Here is a 21,202-nt window from a genome sequence, read left to right on the forward strand (position 1 = left end):
GATGGTGGAGTGTTACAAGAGTGATGCATATAATCCTAGTGCCTCACTCCACTTCAGTATTTCCTGGTTTTCCCGGATTAATAGATCCAGTGGATAGCCTCTCGGAACATCCTTCAACTCCCTACTAGCTAATACCTCTCTGAATAACTCAACGTGGAGATCGCATAGTTTTAATATGTCATCCACCCTGAAGTCCTCCTTGAGGAGTTCCTGCTCTATAAAAGGTATCTCAATTGGTGAAACCTGGGAGAGCTCATACCTATATTTCTCCTTTAACTCCTTTACAGCAAAGACAGCATTATCCTACTTTATGGGATATCCCATAAAGTAGGTATGGTTCTGGCCAGGATTCGACAACTGGTTGCTTTAGGTATGGAATGTAGTGAGAAACATGCAGGTAAGGTAACTGGTGGATTTGGTGGATTTAAACGTATGCATCGGCCTTGATTATGTCGGTGAGTATTGCTGGATAGATGTTTATAACGCCCTCTATATTCTTTATCTCATCATGTATTTTCTTTAATTCCTCACTATCTCTCGCCCATATTACTGCAAGTAGCTCGTGGTCTCCCGACGTCAATGCAATGTATTTAACATATTCCTTCTCCCTTAGTTTCGATGCCACCTCGAATAATTTATCTGGTTTGACATTTATACCGGTGAAGCTGATCTTATTATATCCCAGGATGGCCGGGTTAACTATTAACGCATATTTCCTTATCACACCTCTTTCCTCCAGTTTTCTAACTCTTTTGATCACTGCTACATCACTTAGCTTTAGCTTCATTGCGATTTCTCTAAAGGGTTTTCTAGCGTTTTCCATTAACTCCCTTATTATAAACGTGTCAATCTCATCAAGCAAGTCTAATCACCCTGCTTACACAAGTCTAGCTTAAATATACCTAGCCTTTTAAACTCATTATCCCCGGTCTCCCTGTATTCGATCAACCTAGCTTCGCAACCCATAGATCTCAATATATATGCGTAGTCCTCTACCCAATCCCTCACACCGCATGTCAGGCAGAACGAGCCCTCGAACTCGACCACGACTATTCCATCTTCTTCACTAATACTTACAAGGCGGGCAGTGGCCTCAGGAGACCTGGTTTTATTGTATGCCTCGAGAGCGGAAAAAACTACTTCATGAAGTAACCGGTTTTTCTCCAAGGATCTTACCCTGATATCTTTATTTCCTTGTAATTCTCCCATAATCCATGGAGGTTACAGTACTCAACAGCGATTAGTTTACCCGGCTTCTGGATCTTCAAGTATACCTCCACGACAGGCTCGCTATATACTGGTGTGAACTCATATCTACCTATTAGGATGGGGTTGAATACTCGGCCCTCTTCCTCAAAGTATAATTCCATCCATCTAATAGAGTGTTCCACGGTGTTAGGATGGGGTCCAACACTAACTTTTACCTTGAATACCTCACCGGGTTTCACCGAGTCAGGAGCCTCTATCCTGGGTGTGTGGCTTTCCACCTTGCTTAATGCCTCTCCCCTGGCTGATGAAGGTGTATATATGAGATCTTTTAATCCAGTCATATTATCCACCCAAACTAATAAATTAAAATAGGGATTTTTAAAGTTTATAATGTGAGCCATATATTTTAAGTAATTATATTCCATGATAACCCATGGGTCAGCTGGGATTACAAGCCAGAGGTAAATTAATTATTTAATTTGCCCTCACAATATCTAAATGTGCTGACACTGCTTACAGGGTGGTATAAATGAGTGATGACCGAGAGATCTTAGAGCTACTAAAGAAGCTTCTTTCAAAACCCGAGAGAAAGATAGAGGGCCGGGTGGGGTTGGAGGTCGAGTCCATTGGGCCAGAGTCACCTCATGGAGTATATGTATTCAATCATTCAAGCGGTAAATGGATCTTGAGACAAATAGAGGGAGATTATTTTAAGCCGTGGGAGGATGGATTATACGTAATATACTTCGATAACGCCAAGTGTCCTGCTTGCAGAGGTTATGATGCATACTGGTATCCCTTCGTCAAGCTCTTCGGCTCTGCATTCAAGAATTCGCACTATGTCGTCATACTTTGCGACTGGTTTACAAGGGAGTGTGATTCGAGCATTGCTAAGGGTAGCTTCGAATACTACGATATCCATGCATCACCGACAACCCTACTATTATATGTGGAGAATAATGGGGTTAAAGCATCCAAGAGACTTGAGGGTTCTAAGAGAATAGATGAACTAGTTAATGAGGTATCAAACTTCATCAAGAGTGTTAAGGGTAGTCAAGTAAGTGGAAGTGGTTGATGTGGCCCACGATGGGATCCCCGATGTCCACAGTGAGAAACCCCCATTCGAGTTGGATGTGGATAATGTTGGCTTAAGAGGGCTTCGTGGACCCATTATGAAGATTAGGGAATACATGGTTATCCCGGTATTCAAGGTGTCGGTTAGCTTACCGGCATCATTTAGGGGGGCTCATTTATCGCGTTTATACAAGGCTTATACAGGGGTTGTGAAACCAGGTGCCGAGCTAACAATGGATTTACTGAGGCAGCTAGCCATAAGGCTACTCGAGGTAAACGAGTATGCTGTGAGAGCCATGGTTTCAGTTAAGGGGAGGCTCTATCATACGGTGGATCGGGGAGGTGTACCGGAGTACTCTAGCAACGGTTTTATATACGCTGGCGTGAGGTATGAGCGTGGAGGCAGCGTGAGTGAATACACTGGTGGAGGCATTTACGGGTTAACCACCTGTCCATGTGCAGGAGCGGTCTCTAGACATATATATGGGGAACCCTACACCCACATGCAGAAGGTAAGGATTAATGCATATATTAAGTCCAGTAAAACCCTTATCGAGCCCATAGAGGTCTTCGAGAAGCTTAATACAGTTGTCTACACACCACGTAACTACCTTAAGAGGATTGAGGAGGCCGAATTCGTTAAGATGATATATGAGAAGCCGCTGTTCACAGAGGATATTGCCAGGCTTGCAGCAGTTAAGCTAGCCGAGCTAGTGGCTAACCATGGAATCAGCGGGCCCGATGGAATATTATATGTGAGTGTAAGATCCTATGAAACCATACACGAGTACGTTGTTGAATCAATAGTTAGAACCAGGTTAACCGATATCGCTGGCTTTAAGATAATTAATAAGACTTAAATAGGGTGGTTAATTGAGCTGGGTAATAGATCCCTCCGGGTGGAAACCGTTGTATAATTACATAAAGTCCAGGCTGAACCTTTCATTCGATAGGGATCAGGAATCAACTGATTTATTAAGTAGGCTTCTAGAAAACCGTGATAATATAATCGAGTACGATGAGTTGAGGGAAGCCTATGAAGGTAGAAATCGTGCACTTATTTTCGGATGTAGTCATAGCCTTGCGAGAGACCTGAGGAAGGCTGTTGAAACCAACGTACTTAGAGATGCACTGCTTATAGCTGCTGATGGATCAACCTCTCTCCTTCTATCACATGGTATCTACCCGGATATTGTTGTCACTGATCTAGATGGATACATATATGACCTAGCCAGGGCTTCGCATCAAGGCTCTATAACCGTGATACATGCCCACGGAGATAATATGCATAGGATAAACAGGTTTATCGGGGAGTTCAGGGGTCCGTTAATCGGCTCTACACAGGTGGAGCCGCGGCCACACGTGTACAACTTCGGGGGATTTACCGATGGTGATAGAGCGGCCTTCATAGCTTACGCTATAGGTATTAGAGAGATATATCTAGCAGGCTTCAACCTCTATGGAGAGCCCTCTATATGTCCAGGTAAAATCGTCCCGTTTAATAAGAGGTTGAAAAAAGCGAAGCTTGAAGTAGCCTCATATATGCTCAAGTACTTAACGGGTAAAGGAGTTTCCTTTAAATATATTGGGGAGGGAGTTGACTAGCGATCCAGCTGCAAAGTATTTCTCAGGTAAAACCACGTCGAGGGATAGAGCAGTATTCGAGGCAGGCATCGCTATAGGGATGATCGTACACCAGTTCACAGGTATACCTGTAAAGAGGCTGGAGGATATAGAGTTAATAGGGAAAGTCATCGAGAACGCTGTAAAGGCACAGCCTTTCAAGGAGGATGCTAAGATAGAGATAAGGATAGGGGATCTAAGCAGTAGCCCTGGGAACCCATATAGCTACACCACCCTGAAGACGAGGCATATAGATGCCAGGATAGTGGTTAGATACAACAATGTAAGAGTTGTAGCCAGGCTTAGATACATTCCCGAACTAGACTTTAACCTGGCGTATATAGAGGATATTGAAGAGCTTTGAGGATGCTGCTTCATGCCGGAGAAGAATGTTGCATGGGGCATAACAGGTGCCGGCGCCTTCTTGAAGGAGAGCATTAATGCTATTTCGAAGATCATGGATAGCGGCGTAGGTGTCACAGCATATGTTTCGCGAGCCGGTAGAAGTGTGCTAGCGATGTATGGGTATCTGGATCAATTAACAGGTATTCTTCAAGGCCCTTATCCTATCGGCGTGGTCTTCGAGGATGAGGAGGATGCCGGGTATCCGTCTACTGGCAGAATATATAGGGGCGTATATAACTTGGTGGTTGTCTCGCCAGCCTCCATGAACACTGTCTCGAAAATAGTTAACGGGATAGCAGACTCACTGGTATCCAACCTGGTAATGCATGCGGTTAAGAATAATATTCCGGTCTTAATCATGCCTGTAGATCTCTACGAGTCTAAGAGCGTGATGCCCCTTGTAATAGATAGGGATAAATGCTCCATGTGTGACAAGTGTATTGCAGCTGAGAACTGTCCAACAGGGGCTCTACGACCTGACCCTCGGCATAAGGTTAGGGTTAGCCCTGCAAGGTGTACAAAGTGTTTCATATGTCAAAAAATATGCCCCTATAACGCTATCCACTTCGATGTAGAAGTTGTGGTTAAACCACATCCATTCTACGTGGGTATCATTAAGAGGCTTAACGATATAGAGGGCGTGGAGATAATAGATCACCCTGACAGGATCTTAGAATACATCTAGGTGAATTAATTGAGGATAGCATTGGTGACTGGTAGGCTAGCAGGGGATGCTATTAGGAAAATAGCGTCGGGGATCAATGTTTCCGGGATCGAGTTAGTAGTCGTGGAATTACCAATACCTGTAGCAGCCATGATGAGTGATACTTATCTCGAGAAGGAGCTGCCTAGGCACATGGATGTGCTTGGAAACGTGGACCTGGTTATAGTTCCGGGATACACTAGTGGTGACCTCACGAGGGTATCAGAACTTATCGGTAAACCGGTGGTAAAGGGGGTGAAGTACATGTATGACATCCCATTAATGATTAAAGCCATCTCCAATGGTATTGAACTCTCACCCAGGACGCCGGCAGATGATGTGGTAAGGCTCTATAGGGCTGAGAGAGATAAAGAGGTGCTCAGGGGTCTCAGAGAAAAGGCTAGTACACAATACTATTTCACCATAGGGGATAGATATAAAATCTACGTGAACCCCGTTTATCCTATTATCATCCACGAGGTATACATGGGACATGATGCATACACGCTTGACGACATCATCAAGAAATCCGAGAAGGCTTTACTCGATGGAGCCGATATAGTTGTAGTCGGGTTTCCCCATAACGCACCAGTAGATATCATTGAAGAGGTGGTTGCAGAAGTAAAGAAGAGGCTTGGAAGACCCATTGGCGTTGATGTAGAGGATGTCAACGCACTATTGAAAGCTGCTGAGGCCGGAGCAGATGTGTTGATGAGTCTCAGTTACTCTAAGATAATGATGCTTGATAATGCATCATCCATTAGCGATAAAGGCGTTGTCTTGATACCGGATCACAGCATCCACGAGGAAGACAAGCTTGGTAGCCTTGTAGAGGCATATAAGCTGGCAGTGGAGAAAGGGCTCTCAAAGATAATAGTGGATCCTGTCCTAGACCCCCCGCTTAGCGGGCTTGCATCCTCCCTAGAGAGATACAGGGCGGCAAGACGGTTGTTCCCTCATACTCCATTATTAATGGGTGTTGGAAACGTTACCGAGCTAATAGACGCTGACAGCGTTGGCGTAAACGCTATCCTGGCATCGATAGGTGTTGAAATCGGGGTCGAAGCTTATTTGACAACTGAGGCTAGTGTGAAGACGCGTGGCTCCACCAGGGAGCTTAGAAGAGCCCTCGACATGTGCCTTATAGCGCGTAACGAGTCCAGGCCTCCAAAGGATTTATCCATAAACCTTCTGTTACTGAAGGATAAGCGGAGGAAGTCTATTGGTACCAGGCAGCGTGGTGTAATCCTGTATGCTAGGGAAAGAAGGAGCCCGGGGATCGATCCAAAAGGCGTTTTTAAGATATATGTGGATCATGATGCTGGAAACATCATCGTCGAGCACTACAGGCTCGGAGAATTAGAGCCCGACTACACTATCATTGGGAATGATCCATACGCTATACTTTCAGAGATAACTGGGAGACAGCTCGCTTCAAAGCCCGAGCACTATTTCTACTTGGGCTACGAGTTAAGCAAGGCATATGTAGCGTTGAAAACCGGGAAAGAATACGTTCAAGAAGAGGATTTATTCGAGGATACTTAAAAATATAGGTTTCAACATCCCATATAGCAGTCTTAGAGGTGCTTTCATTAATGGAGGATAAAATAATTACAACCCTCCACGGGGCTGGCGGAATCGAGTCATGGAATATAATAGAGAAGCTGATACGCGGACGTGTACCCAGAGACCTCTGGAGCACACCAGGGGGAGCAGGTCTAGACGTACTCGACGACGGCTCATACATTAGGATCGGTGAGTCATATATAGTGTTCGCTAGCGATGCATATACTGTGAAACCACTGTTCTTTCCAGGCGGAAATATAGGTGAGCTCGTTGCTTCAGGAGTATTAAACGACCTGGTAATGATGGGGGCTCGACCAGTAGCATTCATGGATAACATAGTTGTTGAAGAGGGCTTCGCCATAAGGGAATTGGAAGACATAGTGGACTCGATGGTTAAGACGCTCGTTGAAAACAATGTTGCATTGATTGGCGGGGACTTCAAAGTCATGCCAAGGGGAAGCGTTGATGGAGTAGTTATCTCGGGCTTCGCCATAGGGGTCTCTGGCAAACCACCCGTGGTTGATTCCATAAAGCCTGGCGATAAAATAATAGTTACAAACTATATTGCGGAGCACGGCTCGACAATATTAGCTGCCCAGCTGGACATGCTTAACGATGCACCCGGGCTTAAAAGCGATGTAAAGCCTCTTGTTAAAACTGTTTTACCAGTAATCGAGGAGTACCGTGACTACATAAACGCGGCTAGGGATCCCACTAGAGGAGGGCTCGCCGCGATACTGAATGAGTGGTCTCGTTCCAGCGGCCTAACAATAATTATTGACAAGGGGAAGATACCTGTTAGAAAAGAGGTGGCAGAGTTCCTCGAGATGCTTGGGGTAGACCCTCTTACACTGGCATCGGAGGGTGTTGCAGTGTTAAGCGTTAGAAGCGAGGTAGCGGATAAAGTAGTTGAGGCCCTCCGTAGAAACGGTGAGAACCCATATATCATAGGGGAAGTCGTCGAGCCTAGATCAAGGGAGTTGAGGGGTCGGGTAGTTGCTTTAACAGAGGTTGGGGGTTTAACGATTATTCCCCCTCAAGCATATAACTTACCGAGGATATGTTAGGTGGAGTACTATGTGTTTAGGCGTCCCAGGTGAGGTCATAGGTATTGAGGATAATAATGAGCTGAAGACTTTAAGGGTGAGGATTGGTGGTGTGATCCGCGAGGTCATATCGGCGCTGGATAAAGTAGAGGTAGGCGACTATGTCATCGTCCACGCCGGTGTAGCCATAAGCAAGATCAGCAGAGAGGAGGCGGAGGAAACACTCAGGCTCCTTGCGGAGATCAGTGGCATCTAGAACACTGTGAAACCGGGGTCTTGGATGAAAGCGTTAAGAATAGTGGTTACAGGGCTAGTCCAAGGAGTTGGCTTCAGGCCATTCATAGATAGGGTTGTTAGGCAGATGAAGCTGAACGGTTATGTGAGGAATGTCGGTGGGAGCGAGGTCGAGGTATGGATTGAGGGCAATGAAGAATACTTGTATGAATTTCTAGCTGCCTTGTTATACGAGAAGCCGCCTCCAGCATTGATCGATGATGTTGTTTTCGAGGAGGAGATCCCAGTAGGTTACACGGGGTTCACGATTCTAAAGAGTAGTGAAGCAAGGATTCTTAGGTCGAATATACCGCCCGATCTTGCTGTATGCAGACACTGCCTCGAAGAAGTACTAGACCCCTTGAACAGGAGGTACATGTATCCCTTTAACTCGTGCGCCTGGTGCGGTCCCAGGTTCTCGATGATGCATAGGTCGCCGTATGATAGGGAGAATACAAGTATGTCCAAGTACATGCTCTGTGATGAATGCCTAAGGGAATACAATGACCCAGAGAATGTAAGGAGACATCATGCCCAGGGAATAAGTTGCCCTAGGGACGGCCCCAGGCTCGCTCTCTACGATAATGATTTCACCCCTATTAATACACGGGACCCTATTAAAGAGGCGGCTCAATTAATTGATGAAGGGTATATAGTGGCTGTTAAAGGCATAGGAGGGTATCATATAGCATCGCTCGCTACAGATGACGAGGTGGTTCATAGATTAAGGACTAGGAAAAAGAGGCCTAGGAAACCGTTTGCAGTAATGGGGCTTGACACTAGTATTCTAGAACTACTTGTCTACATGGATGAGAGGGATAGGGAGATACTTGAGTCGCCGAGGGCGCCAATACTGCTTCTGCCTAAACGCGAGGATTCACCGGTGTCAAGGCTCGTCTCACCTGGTTTAAGCCATGAAGGAGTCTTCATAGCTTACACGCCCCTGCACTTTCTACTATTGATGAACACCAAGGATAAATTCCTTATAATGACCAGCGGCAATGTATCAGGGGAACCCATGTGCCGTGATGAGGAATGCGCTAAAAACAGGTTGACCAGTATAGTGGATTATTTCCTCGTGCATGACCGTGATATCGTGAATAGGGTTGATGACAGTGTTATACGTAAAACAGGCGGCGAGTACGTTTTACTTAGAAGATCTAGGGGTTATGCCCCCTCATGGATCAAGATACCTGTTGAACTACAGCGTGAAGTAATAGCTTTCGGTGGAGATCTTAACAATGTTGGTGGAATAGGCTTTGAAAACAAGATTGTTTTAACACAGTATATTGGGGATCTTGAGAGCTATAATGCACAGGTCGATCTAGTAAACACTATAGAATACCTGGTGAGAAACTACGGGGTTGACTCAGAGAAGGCTCTCATAGCTGTTGATAAACACCCTTCATACCACTCTAGAAGGCTTGGTATAGAGTATTCCAGGAGGCATGGTGCCGGGATAATCGAGATCCAACACCACTATGCACACGTCTTTGGCGTAGCTGTCGATAGAGGTTTAAGCGGGGTGGTTGCCGGGCTGGCAATAGATGGTGTCGGATGGGGCGACGATTCAACGATATGGGGTGGAGAGGTATTAGTGTTCGACATGGATAAACCCGGTGTATATAGGAGGGTCGCATCCATAGATTACATCCCATTAACCAGTGATAGAGACACCGTTAAACCATTCAGGCTCCTCTACGGATACCTCGCTAAAAAAGGATGGGATATAGGGGAAATAGACAGGGTTCTAGGGCTAAGGGATGGCAACCGTATATTAGAGGGGCACATGGTATACAACATGGTGAAGCGGGGCAGGTACACCCCGGCTTCCAGCACCGGGCGTCTCATCGATATAGTGGCCTCTATAATAGACCCTGGCATTGAGAGGAGCTTTGAAGGGGAGCCAGCTATAAGGCTTGAAGCCATGGCATTCAATGGCGTACCAAGACTACTGGAGGACGTTAGGTTCCAAGTAGATGGCAACCTGGTGAGGCTGGATGTATATGGCGTTATATCCAGGATCCTTGAGGAAAGGAGCTCTATGAAACCATGTGACCTAGCTGCATCCTTCCTATATAGCATTGGCTACTATTACGGGGAGCTCATAGCAGCATCTATTAAGGGCTCCAGTGTCTCCAACATAGTTGTCTCTGGTGGAGCATCTGTAAACGAGTATATTTACAGGGGTCTACGTGATAGGCTTGCTTCAGAGGGCTTGAAGCCTTTACTACCATTAAATATACCGCCTAATGATGAGGGAATAGCCTTCGGGCAGGTGATCGTAGCTGGTTTAATTAGGTAAACCTACCGCTTGATTTATTTATCCTAGTTAATAAATCCTATAACCATGGCGAGGGTGCTTACGCCTTGGATAATGAGGTTGTAGAGGGGAAAACTACTAGAAGAGAATACAAGGTAATCAGGTATAGCCCATGGCTAGTGCACTTCAACACTGGTGCCTGTAATGGATGTGATATAGAGGTCTTAGCAGCAATCACCCCATTATACGACCCAGAGAGATTCGGCGTGAAGCTCGCGCCTAGCATAAGGCATGGAGATATACTAGTGGTAACTGGAGCTGTAACCAAGAAAGCAGCTGAGAGACTTAAGAGGCTATATGATCAAATGCCCTGTCCTAAATTCGTTATCGCTGTAGGGGCTTGTGCCTGTACTGGCGGTGTGTTTTCCAAGTCATATCCTGTCCTAGCCGGCGCTGATAAGGCTGTCCCGGTTTCAATGTATATCCCGGGATGCCCTCCACGCCCGGAGGCCATTCTAGATGGTATTGTGAAGCTCCTTAAGAAGCTTGAGAGTGGCGAGAGCGGTGATGGCTGTGGAGGAAAAGCTTAGCTTCATGGATAAATATGTGGTTGAGAAAGGCTTTGTTAAACCAAATAGAAGGCTCTTCACTATTAGATCAGAGCATGTGAGACAGGTGTTCACAGAGTTTATTGAGAGGCTGGGAAGGGAGAACTTCTATCTCTCAACAATAGTCGGCACCGATATGAAGGATGAGGGGAGGATACGGCTGGACTACTATGTTGTACTACTCCCCGAGGAGGAAACTATTGTTATAAGAACCTATCTACCCCGCGATAACCCTGTGGTAGACTCCATAATAGACTTACTACCGGGGGCTCTATCAGGTGAGTGCGAAACATATGATCTTCTCGGAGTGGTTTTCAAGGGTAATTCATTCTTAAAGCGCGGCTTCTTCATCCCGCAGGATTTAGTTGAACAGGATAGGTATCCCCTGAGAAAAGATAGCGGGGTGTAGACGTATGGCTGTAACAAAGATAATCGAGGTCCCATTCACACTAGAGATTCCTGTAGGACCCCAACATCCCGCCCTCCACGAGCCCGTATTATTGAAGGCTTATGCGGATGGGGAGGAAATAGTAAAGGTAGATATTAACACGGGATATAATCACAGGGGTATCGAGAAGCTCTGCGAGAAAAACAGCTTCTACCGCGACATATTTATTATTGGAAGAGTCTGTGGTATATGTAATGCGGTACACGCAAATGCTTATGTGAGGGCGCTTGAAGCAATATTAGATGTAACACCTAATAATAGGGCCAGATACCTAAGAGTCCTGGCGATGGAGCTAGAGCGTATACACAGCCATATGCTGATAAATGCTGTGATGGCTGAAAACATAGGCTTTGAAGCACTATTCATGAACATAATGCTAGACCGTGAAAAAGTAATGAAGGCCAAGGAGATCGTGACAGGTGCCAGAGTTATGGCGGACTACATGATGGTTGGCGGCGTTAGAAGAGACATAGATGACGTCAAGAGGGATAAACTGAGAAAGCTTATCTCAGAGCTGAGGCCAAGGGTTGAGTACTATAGGAAGGTATTCGAGGAAGACGAAACAATCTTGAAGAGACTAATCGATGTAGGCAGGCTTAAACCAGTGGATGTCACAAGCCATGGGTTACTTGGCCCTGTTGCAAGGGCTTCTGGTGTAAAGATAGATACAAGGGCCAGTGACAGGTATGATGCATACAATGAGATTCCATTCGACGTTGTAACCAGGAATGAAGGGGATTCATGGGCTAGAATGATGGTTAGATGGGATGAGGTCCTTGAAGCCATAAACATGGTAGAGTATATCCTGGAGAAACTACCCAGCGACGGTAATCCAGTACCGGATGAGAAGAAGCTGCCGAGGAAATTCCCGCCTGGAGAGGCGTATACAAGGGTTGAGGCTCAAAGAGGTGAGCTGACATACTATGTCATGAGTGATGGTAAGGGTATGAATCCCTACAGGGTTAAAATAAGGACTCCCAGTTTTAATAATATAATAAACACGGGTTTCATGTATATTGGCCACACAATACCTGATCTTCCTGTAATACTTACATCTCTCGACCCATGTATTTCATGTATGGAGAGAGTCACTGTTGTGGACTTGGAGAAGAATATCGTGTACAAGGTTTCCTTGAAGGAGCTGGGTGGTGGGAAATGGGGAAGCCGAAGATACTCGATCTAGTATTAAAGAACCTGGCTAGTAAGCCAGCTACCATACAGTATCCCAAGGAACCGACCCCTGTGGAGCCCGATTACAGGGGGAGGCATTACGCGGATCTAGGTAAATGCACTGGCTGCTCTCTCTGTTCTATTGAGTGCCCTGCTGACGCAATAAAGATGACGCCTATACCCAGCGGGTATGATGTACCGAAGAGCAATCCCAGGAAGATATATCCATTAATAGACTATGGTAAGTGTGTTTACTGTTATCGTTGTATAACCGTGTGCCCATTTAATGCTTATATCTCCACAAACGAGTACAGGCTTGCAGATACCACTATGCATAATTCATCTGAGCTAAGTCTTTCCACGCTTAAGAAGAGTGGTCCCGGATGATCATCGATATGGTTGCACCCGTAATAATACTCGTATACACTATATCAATAATGCTCGTCTTCATAAGGGCTGTAAAGGGACCCACAATAGGGGACCAAGTACTAGCCATTGATACCATGACTTATGCCGTAGTCACATTGATGATTATAGTGGCTATCTACCTGAAAGAAGCCATACTAGTTGTCACAGCTATACCATTAGCACTATGGATTTACGCGCTTGACATCTACATTGCTAAATACCTTGAGAAAAAGAGTGAGATAGGTGGTTAAGTATGGCTCTCGTGGAAATAATTCTCGAATACGTAGGATTAGCACTACTATGCCTAGGGGCCATTGCATCACTCATAGGTGCTATAGGTATGCATAGACTCAGGAATTTTTATCTCAGGCTTCACGCAGCCACAGTTATAACAATATGGGGTGGCGTGTATCCGATTGTAGGTGCATCGATACTAGCTATAGTAATGCCTGAGCTGGGTGTATACAGGTGGTTTATGGCTGGAGCCGGGTTTGTAACAGCTTTCACCATCCTCATACTTGCCCCAGCCGGCTCTCATGCACTGGCACGTGCCGTGCATAGATCTAGGACCGCACTGGTTGAGCCCTGTATTTATGATGCAATAGATAGTGGGATGTGTGTGAAAAAGGAGGTGTCTACGCAATGATAAGCGCGGAACTAGCCGTATACTTATTAATGACTATATCTAGTGTGGCATCGACTATAGCCGTGTATTTTGCAATCATGGAGAAGGATCTCGTGAAAGCAGTGATCTATAGCGCTATCCAGAGTACTTTCTACGCTATTCTCTTTTACCTGTTAATGGCTCCTGACATAGTCTTGGTATACCTACCTGTCTCGGTTGGATTGATCCCTGGTGTACTCCTCATATTGATTGGTAAAACCGAGAGGGGTGAGAAAGAGTGAGAAGGAGTATTCTGCATCTAACCATAATTCTAACACTGCTTCTAGGGTTAAGCCTCTTAGCCAGCATATCATGGCAGTGGTTTGTCCCTGGTGAATGGTTTAAGTGTCCCTTGCAGGGTATCTGGTGTCTTCCAGTATTCTACTTGGCTACAACATATAACCCGGAGCTACCCAACTACACTGTGAATTCTCCGGAGGCTGTTACAGCAATAGTGTGGGACTACCGTGGCCTGGATACGTTATTTGAGACATCGGTATTCTACCTAGCACTGATAGCGGGAATCGCGTTAGCCAGGGGTGTATCATATAAGTTGCCAACTGGTGGAGAGCTCGGTCTCTCCAAGATAGTTAAAACTGTTTCGAGGCTGACACTCCCGATGATTATAACTGTTGGAGCATCAATCGGGCTACATGGTCATTTAACGCCTGGTGGAGGCTTCCAGGGTGGGGCCACAGCGGCTGTCGCATTCATGGTTGCCATCGTAGTGTTCTCCATAGTGTTCCTAGTGGAGCACGGTGTCAGCAAGGATAGAATGCTTATATTAAGGAGCATCGGTTTAACCGGCATAGGTTTAACAGCTGTAGCGTTATTCTTCGCTGGATTAATTCTCGGTAAGAACGCATATGTATTCCAGAACATGGCTAAACCATTTGCAGGATTAAGCTTTCCCTGGGAGGTGAATAGCGCATTAATAAGCGGGACGCTATGGTTTTTCAATCTATTCGAGTTCTTAGCTGTGACAGCCGGGTTTACAATAGCATTCATGCTTCTAGCAATGAGTGAGGCGGGGTCTGAGGAGGGGGTTAGGCATGAGTGAGTTTATTGTAAACTACTTGTTCTCACTTACCTTGTTCTCACTAATATTCAACTTTGTATTATCCATATACGGCTTATTCTTTAAGCCCCATTATATTAAGAAGGTGATCGCGTTAACCATATTCTCTGATACGATCAATGTCTTCGCAATATACGTTGGATACAGGAGATGGATCAACGGAATCAACCCACGTCCACCAGTATTAATTAAGCCGCCTACCCCTGGAGCTATTTCAGAGTTCATTAATAGTGCTGTGGACCCGTTACCACAGGCACTTGTGCTGACGGCTGTGGTGATAGGGCTTGCCGTCACTTTGTTCCTTATATTTCTTGGTTACCAGTTATACAAACACTATCATACTCTCGACATGAGGGAGATAAGGAGGCTCAGAGGGTGATCATAGTGAAGAAGCTCGGTAAGGCAGTAGTAGTATTCATGCTTTCATTTACTACATATATAGTGTTCTCAGGGAGCATACAGCCATACGATTTAATAACAGGTGCCGTAGTGGCAGGTATTGTAGGGGCATTATTCGCAAATATAACCCTGACTAATCCTGGTAAAGTAATTAATCCAGTTAGATGGATCTGGTTAATCGTCTACGCGTTAAGATACTTCACTATAGATGAGACAAAGGCTCATCTAGATGTAATAAAGAGGATACTTCATCCAAGAACCCCTGTTAACCCAGCTATAGTCAAGGTTCCATACGAGGTCGACTCAGACTACGCTATAACCGCCATAGCCAACTCGATAACCAATACCCCGGGCACGGTTGTTGTAGAGGTGAGAGAAGATGAGAAAGCATTCTATGTTCACTGGATTGATGCTAAAACCGTGGAACCCAGCGGGGCCAGGAATGAGATATCTTTTGTTTTCGAAAAGTATTCCCGTAAAATATTCGAGTGAGAGGTGTAGATCATGCTGGATCAACTAGCATTTAAACTAGCTGGGTTAACAGTCCCATTGCTTGCACTCATAGCGTTCCTCATACCTTTACTCGAGAAGCTCACGGGTAGTAGGGATGCCCCGAGGATCCTAACCTTATTGGGGTCGCTGATAGCTGTTTTTTCGTCTCTAATAATCCTCATTAGTGTATATACTAGTGGAGAGGTGATCCTATACCCATTTGGTGGATGGCCCCCACACTTCGGTATAGTCTACGAGATAGATGAGTTAAACGTGTTGATTGGTGCATACATCGCATTAGCGATGCTTGCCGTGGTTGTGTACTCTACATGGTATGGCCGCCACCTTGATGAACCTATATGGTACTATGTACTCCTCACAGGGTTAGAGATAGGTATGCTTGGATGCGTTTACACAGGCGATGCATTCAACCTCTTCGTAATGCTCGAGGTTCTCAGCGTATCTGCCTACGGATTAGTGGCCTACCATAAGAATAGGGCTGAGGCTGTTGAGGCAGCAGCGAAATACGCGTTAATCGGTGCCGTAGCCACGAATCTTTACTTTGCTGCATTAATAATAATTTACGTGACCCATGGCTCGTTGAACATGGGATTATTATCACTGATTGCACGACAATATAGTGGTGCAGGGGAGGCAGTGAAATACGCTGGCTTAATAGCTGTAGCCTTCTCGCTATGGGTCTTCACTTACAAGTCAGCATTATTCCCCTCACACTTCTGGCTACCTGACGCACATCCGGAAGCCCCTACACCTGTCTCGGCAGCTTTATCCGGTGTTCTTGTAAACGTGGGAGTATATGCTGTAATGAGGTTCCTCTACACTATATTCGGTTCTGGTAGCTACCTTGCTGAGTTCAGGGCGATCGTACTGGCTACATTATTTATCCTGGGTTCTCTAAGCGGATTAATCGGGGCATTAATGATGATGATGCAGAAGGATGTGAAGAGGCTGCTCGCATATAGTACCATTAGTCATATTGGGATAATATATATAGGATTATCAATAGGCTTCCTCTCAGGTGTTGGGGAAGCTGTAAAGATAGCCATGGCAGGCGCCATAGCCCACATGATCTCACATGGTATAGCGAAGACGATGCTCTTCATGGCAAGCGGGGTATTCATCGATGCCGCTGGCTCCAGGGACCTGGATGAATTAAGAGGAATTGGTAGAAGTTATCCGATCGCCAGCTTTGCATGGTTAACCGGGTTCCTTAGTCTCGCAGGGCTACTGCCGTTCTTAGGCTTCTACTCTAAGCTACTAATATACTATGGCTACACCTATTCAGGCTTCATACTTGGAGGCGTAATGATAATAGTGATATCAGCTCTCTCCCTACCGGGGTACTTCAAGGCCATATACTCGGTTATATTCAGCATTGGCAGGGAAAGGGAGAAAACCAATGCGGGAACAGCTGAGGTAATAATTTTTATCATGGCGATCACACTGGTGATCCTGGGCCTCCTGTTCCCATTCATGGAAAACATATTCATGAAGGCTTCGGAGGCTATTACAACCCGTGTAGGGGTATATGATTATTCTTTGAAAGCGTATCATGAAATACTAAGGATCTTAGGAGGTGGGTAGACTTGATAATCGAGGTAGTAATGGATCCATCCATTACAGCATTAATTATTCTAGCTGGAAGCGGGCTAACACTACTTGTAGCAGCTACATTATACTATCTATTAAAGTCGAGGTCGGTGAGGACAACAGAGCTCTACTTATCCGGTGAAGGAGAAAATGTTGTAAGCAACCTATCACCTGGTGTGGGCAGTCTATATTATGGATTCATGAAGAGATTCGCGAAAAACCTGTATAAGGTGTTGACCGAGAGTGTTCACACAGGGAGCCTCCACGACTGGTTCAACTTCATAGCTTCATGGCTGGGGCTCCTCGTGTTAATCGCGATACTTGTTTTAATATTAATGCTTGCAGGGTGGTAGCATGGATGTGAGCCAGGTAGCCTTATTCCTGTTCTCAACACTGGTATTCCCCGGGTTCCTTTTCATATTCACACTATCCCTGTTCACACAGTACCTAGTTAGAAAGATAAGTGCCAGGTATCAGAAGAGAATGGGTCCCTCATACATAGGACCCTATGGTGTGCTCCAGCCATTCATGGATTTCTGGAAGCTTCTAAGAGTTAAGGAGGTGGTTAGATCCAGGTATAGCATGCAGAGAGTAGCCGAGCTAACCCTATTAATCGGCATAGCTTGTATTACCGGTGCAATAGTGTTGCTACCAATCGGAGTCCTCAATATTCGGGGTCCACTAGATTACCTGGTATTCTTCTACATGGCCAGTGTCATGCCGATTCTAATGATAGTGCTTGCATCGCTCTCGATGCCTGGACCATATACAAGCCTAGGAGTGTCCAGGTTGCTCAGTATTCTAACGATCAGCGAACCGGTATATTTCACCGGGTTATTCATACCTTGCTTCCTAGCTACATATAGGGATCCATTGGTCCTCTCCGTTAGCATGACTTCACATAGGGTCATGGATTTATGGCTTAACCCTGTTGCGGCATTGATATTATTGCTCTCACTGATAGCTCTAGTGATCTCACTACAGTCTAAAGCCATGTATCCGCCATTCAATATTCCTGAGGCCGAGCAGGAGATAATAGCTGGTTTTGAAACAGAGTTCTCGGGACCCCTATTAGCGCTGGCTTCGCTACTACATGACATGGATCTAACGGTGTCGATCCTTACAGTAGTATACATAGTACTCGGAGGTCCAGCGCCATTCCAGCATTCAACACTTGGTGGTATACTAATGGTGATACTAAAATACCTGGTGCTAGTATTAGTAGTGGCCACAATTAAGAATATCTTCGGAAGATACAGGCTAGAACAGGCACTTATGCAATTATTAAAGTACGGAGGTATACCCGTGTTAATCTCAGTAATATTATCACTCGCATGGGTATACCTCTAGCTCTCTTCAATATAATATTTAAACGTAATTACTGGGAGCAAATACTCGCCCGCAGATTCACGGATCGAACCCTATTGTTCTATTTAGACTAGTGGAGCCATCTGCGATATGACTGTACATTTACCGGGGCTCTATGCCATTATACTTCCCCCTTGATATTATTATCATTGTAGGATATAGTAAATACATAGGTAAATGATTAGTACAGTGCTCAAATACCTTTTAAAATTATATAAACAGGCAAACTATTATACCTTGTAAAGGTGACTATTATTGAATCGGTTGCCAAGGCTTGTCGGCCCCCTCATCCTAGTTGCTTCATTACTGGCTCCTCTGCTATCCCTGATAATAATAAATGCTCAGAGCAGTAGCACTATACATGTGAACCCGGTCCCGGGGTTGTCGAGGGATTTCCTCAGGGGTCTAGACCTCTCAGAGGTTTCATGGATCCTGGGGTTGGGTGGAAAATATTATTATGAGGATGGGAGAGAAGGCGATATACTTGACATAATTGCTGATAACGGCGTCAACGCTGTTAGACTGAGGGTTTGGAATAACCCATATGATGAAAATGGTGTTCCATATGGTGGTGGAAACTGTGACCTTGAAAGGATGACACAGTTCGCCTCTAAAGTAAAAAGCAGGGGGTTTAAGCTCCTCATTGATTTCCACTATAGCGACTGGTGGGCGGATCCCTCAAAGCAATATAAGCCAAAGGCATGGGCTAACCTTTCATTCAATGAACTAGTGAGTACAGTTTATAATTGGACTAGGGACGCACTATTATACATGAAGAACAATAATGCATTACCAGACATGGTTCAAGTTGGCAACGAGATAAACAATGGTTTCCTATGGCCCGATGGGCGCGTCGAGAACTGGACTCAATTCGTGACCCTGTTAAAGTCTGCTATAAAAGCTATCCGCGACATAGATCCCTCAATCAAGGTCGTTATACATCTATCTGGTAACAGAGAGTTAGACTACTATGTCAACTTCTTCGAGAGGCTTGCCAATGATGGGGTAGACTATAATGTCATAGCGTTATCATACTATACATACTGGCATGGTAGCCTCGAAAAACTGAAGCAGATAGCCTCAACCCTAACCTCCAGGTTTAACAAGGAGATCATACTAGCCGAGATAGCATACCCATGGACGCTGGAAGATGCCGATGGATACCCGAATTTATTTAGCAGTAGGGATCAGGAGATTAAAGGCGGGTACAGGGCCAGCGTACAAGGTCAGGCAAGCCTCATTAGAGACATAATCGAGGCCCTGTATGAATCAGCTGGGGATAAGGCCTTAGGTGTATTCTACTGGGGTGCAGCCTGGATCCCTGTGCCGGGTGCAGGCTGGAAGACTGGTGAGGGCAATCCATGGGAAAATCAAGCTTTATTTGACTTTAATGGGAAGGCCCTACCATCGCTGAGAGTGTTCAGAATGATCTACGAGGCCGAGTACATCGAGGTGAAGCCTGTAGGGCTATATAATCCCGGACCATTAAATGTAACAGCCTATGCTGGTTCAAAACCTGTTCTACTGGAGAACACTCTGGTAGTCTACTCGGATGACTCAATTAGAAACGCTGCAATCAAATGGGGTGAAATACCGGTATATGAGTCACCTGGCACATACTACCTTAATGGATACGTGGAAAACACCAGTATAATGGTTGTAGCCAGGATCACAGTCTTGGAGAGGTTGTACATAGATGTGGGAGACCCCGAGGGAGACGATAAGGGGCCGGGAACATATGGCTATCCAACAGCATCCGTGTACGCTCCAGGAGTATTCGATATTGTGAGAGCTAGTTTAGAGGTGGAGAGCGAGGACTTAGTTGTAAGAGTCTACTTTAAGAACCTAGGTGGGAACCCCTGGAATGGGCCCAATGGCTTTAGCCTACAGTATATTCAAGTATATATACGTACAACAAATCCGCTAACGACTAACAAGGTGTATAGGAGGGATACTTTTGGACTTAATATAGAGCTCAGAGATGATTATGCATGGCAATACGCGTTACTTATATCACCTGGATGGGGTTCGGGACCTCTTCCAGATGGCGAGTTATCCTCGTTACACTATGCCAATGGAACAGTCCTCGTGGAGGGCAAGGGCTTCAAGGTATCATCAAACACGAGTGATAACTATGTAGATGTAAGGATACCGTTGAATCTGCTCTCGGACTGGGAAAACTTGAAGTCTTGGAAGATAATTGTAGCTGTTGCAAGCTGGGCTGGTGAAAACCCTGATCGTATAAGGTCATTTGCACCGGGAGGTGGAGAATGGCTTTCAGACCCCGTGGCCTACGCTAATGAATCATCTAAGCCACTTATACAGTCAGCATTACTCGTGAATGTATTGCCGAAGATGTATGATTTATTAATTTACTCCCAGGAATATCCACATGGATTAACCGCGGATCAACAGTATACATGGTTAATGGGTTTCAACCCCTCTAAATCCACCTTAGCGATTATTCCACCCGAGGTAAAACAAATAGAAACTGTGACACAGACTATAACTACGACCATTACAACCACACTGCTGTCGACCACAGAGAAAACCGTGAGTATATATGAGACGCAAACAGGGTATCCCGGTTACACGGTAAACACTGTGATCGGTGTAGCATTACTGTCACTAGCACTGGGTATTGGAGTAGGGTATTTCTTGTTAAGACTACAGAGGAAGTGATTTTACATAAGTATTTCAACATTCTTTATTTAGCATTCTAAATACAACCCATAGATTTTTACAAAGATTAAATATATAACCTTGGTTTACTTATAGGCATTATTAGGGGGTA

General features: G+C 45.3%; 26 protein-coding genes and 1 pseudogene. 23 read left to right on the forward strand and 4 right to left on the reverse strand.

Annotation, left to right across the window (positions count from 1 at the left end; genetic code table 11):
• Nucleotides 1-12: 12 nt before the first annotated feature.
• The 4 genes and pseudogenes from SPHMEL_RS07490 to SPHMEL_RS02370 form a co-directional block, all read right to left on the reverse strand.
• Nucleotides 13-273, reverse strand: a pseudogene (locus tag SPHMEL_RS07490) (DUF438 domain-containing protein); the annotation flags it as partial.
• A 151-nt stretch (nucleotides 274-424) separates the two neighbouring features.
• Nucleotides 425-862 (reverse strand): Lrp/AsnC family transcriptional regulator, encoded by a 438-nt coding sequence (locus SPHMEL_RS02360; protein ID WP_042667154.1) that lies wholly within the window; start codon nucleotides 860-862, stop codon nucleotides 425-427.
• Nucleotides 863-864: 2 nt separating this feature from the next.
• Nucleotides 865-1,167, reverse strand: a complete 303-nt coding sequence (locus SPHMEL_RS02365) for a hypothetical protein (RefSeq protein ID WP_042667155.1) — start codon at nucleotides 1,165-1,167, stop codon at nucleotides 865-867.
• Nucleotides 1,168-1,172: 5 nt separating this feature from the next.
• Entirely contained in the window at nucleotides 1,173-1,550 is a 378-nt protein-coding gene (locus tag SPHMEL_RS02370; RefSeq protein WP_012608097.1) for a class II SORL domain-containing protein, read from the reverse strand.
• Nucleotides 1,551-1,738: 188 nt separating this feature from the next.
• Here SPHMEL_RS02370 and SPHMEL_RS02375 point away from each other — a divergent pair, with 188 nt between their 5' ends.
• The 23 genes from SPHMEL_RS02375 (at nucleotide 1,739) to SPHMEL_RS07045 (ending at nucleotide 21,090) form a co-directional block, all read left to right on the forward strand.
• Nucleotides 1,739-2,284 (forward strand): hypothetical protein, encoded by a 546-nt coding sequence (locus SPHMEL_RS02375; RefSeq protein ID WP_042667157.1) that lies wholly within the window; start codon nucleotides 1,739-1,741, stop codon nucleotides 2,282-2,284.
• Complete coding sequence (locus SPHMEL_RS02380; RefSeq protein WP_042667159.1) at nucleotides 2,271-3,143, forward strand: GTP cyclohydrolase, FolE2/MptA family; 873 nt, start codon at nucleotides 2,271-2,273, stop codon at nucleotides 3,141-3,143. The genes SPHMEL_RS02375 and SPHMEL_RS02380 overlap by 14 nt, the downstream gene beginning before the upstream one ends.
• Nucleotides 3,144-3,192: 49 nt before the next feature.
• Nucleotides 3,193-3,888, forward strand: coding sequence for a 6-hydroxymethylpterin diphosphokinase MptE-like protein (locus tag SPHMEL_RS02385; RefSeq protein ID WP_232216725.1), 696 nt, complete (start codon nucleotides 3,193-3,195; stop codon nucleotides 3,886-3,888).
• The gene (locus tag SPHMEL_RS02390) at nucleotides 3,881-4,270 is read left to right on the forward strand and encodes a dihydroneopterin aldolase family protein (protein ID WP_042667162.1); all 390 of its coding nucleotides are present in this window, start codon (nucleotides 3,881-3,883) and stop codon (nucleotides 4,268-4,270) included. Before SPHMEL_RS02385 ends, SPHMEL_RS02390 begins: the two co-directional genes overlap by 8 nt.
• A 12-nt stretch (nucleotides 4,271-4,282) precedes the next feature.
• The gene (locus SPHMEL_RS02395; RefSeq protein WP_042667164.1) at nucleotides 4,283-4,996 is read left to right on the forward strand and encodes a flavoprotein; all 714 of its coding nucleotides are present in this window, start codon (nucleotides 4,283-4,285) and stop codon (nucleotides 4,994-4,996) included.
• Between the two features lie 9 nt (nucleotides 4,997-5,005).
• Nucleotides 5,006-6,559, forward strand: coding sequence for a dihydropteroate synthase-like protein (locus tag SPHMEL_RS02400; RefSeq protein WP_042667166.1), 1,554 nt, complete (start codon nucleotides 5,006-5,008; stop codon nucleotides 6,557-6,559).
• Between the two features lie 50 nt (nucleotides 6,560-6,609).
• Nucleotides 6,610-7,647 carry a hydrogenase expression/formation protein HypE gene (hypE, locus tag SPHMEL_RS02405; RefSeq protein ID WP_042667167.1) on the forward strand — a complete coding sequence of 346 codons (1,038 nt, stop codon included), beginning with the start codon at nucleotides 6,610-6,612 and terminating at the stop codon, nucleotides 7,645-7,647.
• A gap of 10 nt (nucleotides 7,648-7,657) precedes the next feature.
• Nucleotides 7,658-7,882, forward strand: coding sequence for a HypC/HybG/HupF family hydrogenase formation chaperone (locus tag SPHMEL_RS02410; protein WP_012608089.1), 225 nt, complete (start codon nucleotides 7,658-7,660; stop codon nucleotides 7,880-7,882).
• Between the two features lie 24 nt (nucleotides 7,883-7,906).
• Complete coding sequence (gene hypF / locus SPHMEL_RS02415) at nucleotides 7,907-10,204, forward strand: carbamoyltransferase HypF (RefSeq protein ID WP_042667168.1); 2,298 nt, start codon at nucleotides 7,907-7,909, stop codon at nucleotides 10,202-10,204.
• A gap of 65 nt (nucleotides 10,205-10,269) precedes the next feature.
• Nucleotides 10,270-10,752: an NADH-quinone oxidoreductase subunit B family protein gene (locus SPHMEL_RS02420; RefSeq protein ID WP_012608087.1), complete on the forward strand. Its 483-nt coding sequence runs from the start codon at nucleotides 10,270-10,272 to the stop codon at nucleotides 10,750-10,752.
• Nucleotides 10,730-11,179, forward strand: coding sequence for an NADH-quinone oxidoreductase subunit C (locus SPHMEL_RS02425; RefSeq protein WP_042667170.1), 450 nt, complete (start codon nucleotides 10,730-10,732; stop codon nucleotides 11,177-11,179). The genes SPHMEL_RS02420 and SPHMEL_RS02425 overlap by 23 nt, the downstream gene beginning before the upstream one ends.
• A gap of 4 nt (nucleotides 11,180-11,183) precedes the next feature.
• The gene (locus tag SPHMEL_RS02430; protein WP_042667171.1) at nucleotides 11,184-12,401 is read left to right on the forward strand and encodes a hydrogenase large subunit; all 1,218 of its coding nucleotides are present in this window, start codon (nucleotides 11,184-11,186) and stop codon (nucleotides 12,399-12,401) included.
• Nucleotides 12,374-12,775, forward strand: a complete 402-nt coding sequence (locus tag SPHMEL_RS02435; protein WP_042667173.1) for a 4Fe-4S binding protein — start codon at nucleotides 12,374-12,376, stop codon at nucleotides 12,773-12,775. The genes SPHMEL_RS02430 and SPHMEL_RS02435 overlap by 28 nt, the downstream gene beginning before the upstream one ends.
• Nucleotides 12,772-13,047, forward strand: coding sequence for an MrpF/PhaF family protein (locus tag SPHMEL_RS02440; RefSeq protein ID WP_012608083.1), 276 nt, complete (start codon nucleotides 12,772-12,774; stop codon nucleotides 13,045-13,047). The genes SPHMEL_RS02435 and SPHMEL_RS02440 overlap by 4 nt, the downstream gene beginning before the upstream one ends.
• A 2-nt stretch (nucleotides 13,048-13,049) precedes the next feature.
• Complete coding sequence (mnhG, locus tag SPHMEL_RS02445; RefSeq protein WP_042667175.1) at nucleotides 13,050-13,442, forward strand: monovalent cation/H(+) antiporter subunit G; 393 nt, start codon at nucleotides 13,050-13,052, stop codon at nucleotides 13,440-13,442.
• Nucleotides 13,439-13,702 carry a Na(+)/H(+) antiporter subunit B gene (locus tag SPHMEL_RS02450; protein WP_012608081.1) on the forward strand — a complete coding sequence of 88 codons (264 nt, stop codon included), beginning with the start codon at nucleotides 13,439-13,441 and terminating at the stop codon, nucleotides 13,700-13,702. Before mnhG ends, SPHMEL_RS02450 begins: the two co-directional genes overlap by 4 nt.
• Nucleotides 13,699-14,520, forward strand: a complete 822-nt coding sequence (locus SPHMEL_RS02455; RefSeq protein WP_042667177.1) for a Na(+)/H(+) antiporter subunit B — start codon at nucleotides 13,699-13,701, stop codon at nucleotides 14,518-14,520. The genes SPHMEL_RS02450 and SPHMEL_RS02455 overlap by 4 nt, the downstream gene beginning before the upstream one ends.
• Entirely contained in the window at nucleotides 14,513-14,917 is a 405-nt protein-coding gene (locus SPHMEL_RS02460) for a Na+/H+ antiporter subunit C (protein WP_012608079.1), read from the forward strand. Before SPHMEL_RS02455 ends, SPHMEL_RS02460 begins: the two co-directional genes overlap by 8 nt.
• Nucleotides 14,914-15,429, forward strand: a complete 516-nt coding sequence (locus tag SPHMEL_RS02465; protein WP_042667179.1) for a Na+/H+ antiporter subunit E — start codon at nucleotides 14,914-14,916, stop codon at nucleotides 15,427-15,429. The genes SPHMEL_RS02460 and SPHMEL_RS02465 overlap by 4 nt, the downstream gene beginning before the upstream one ends.
• A gap of 12 nt (nucleotides 15,430-15,441) precedes the next feature.
• On the forward strand, nucleotides 15,442-17,034 hold the full coding sequence (locus SPHMEL_RS02470) for a proton-conducting transporter transmembrane domain-containing protein (RefSeq protein ID WP_042667180.1): 1,593 nt from the start codon (nucleotides 15,442-15,444) through the stop codon (nucleotides 17,032-17,034).
• Nucleotides 17,035-17,036: 2 nt separating this feature from the next.
• Nucleotides 17,037-17,393 carry a hypothetical protein gene (locus SPHMEL_RS02475; RefSeq protein WP_042667182.1) on the forward strand — a complete coding sequence of 119 codons (357 nt, stop codon included), beginning with the start codon at nucleotides 17,037-17,039 and terminating at the stop codon, nucleotides 17,391-17,393.
• Between the two features lies 1 nt (nucleotide 17,394).
• Nucleotides 17,395-18,390: a complex I subunit 1 family protein gene (locus SPHMEL_RS02480; protein ID WP_042667183.1), complete on the forward strand. Its 996-nt coding sequence runs from the start codon at nucleotides 17,395-17,397 to the stop codon at nucleotides 18,388-18,390.
• 273 nt (nucleotides 18,391-18,663) lie between these two features.
• Nucleotides 18,664-21,090, forward strand: coding sequence for a glycosyl hydrolase 53 family protein (locus SPHMEL_RS07045; protein WP_051400983.1), 2,427 nt, complete (start codon nucleotides 18,664-18,666; stop codon nucleotides 21,088-21,090).
• Nucleotides 21,091-21,202 lie beyond the last annotated feature (112 nt).

Origin of the sequence: Desulfurococcus amylolyticus Z-533, from assembly GCF_000513855.1 — an archaeon.
GTDB classification, from domain to species: Archaea; Thermoproteota; Thermoprotei_A; order Sulfolobales; family Desulfurococcaceae; genus Desulfurococcus; species Desulfurococcus amylolyticus.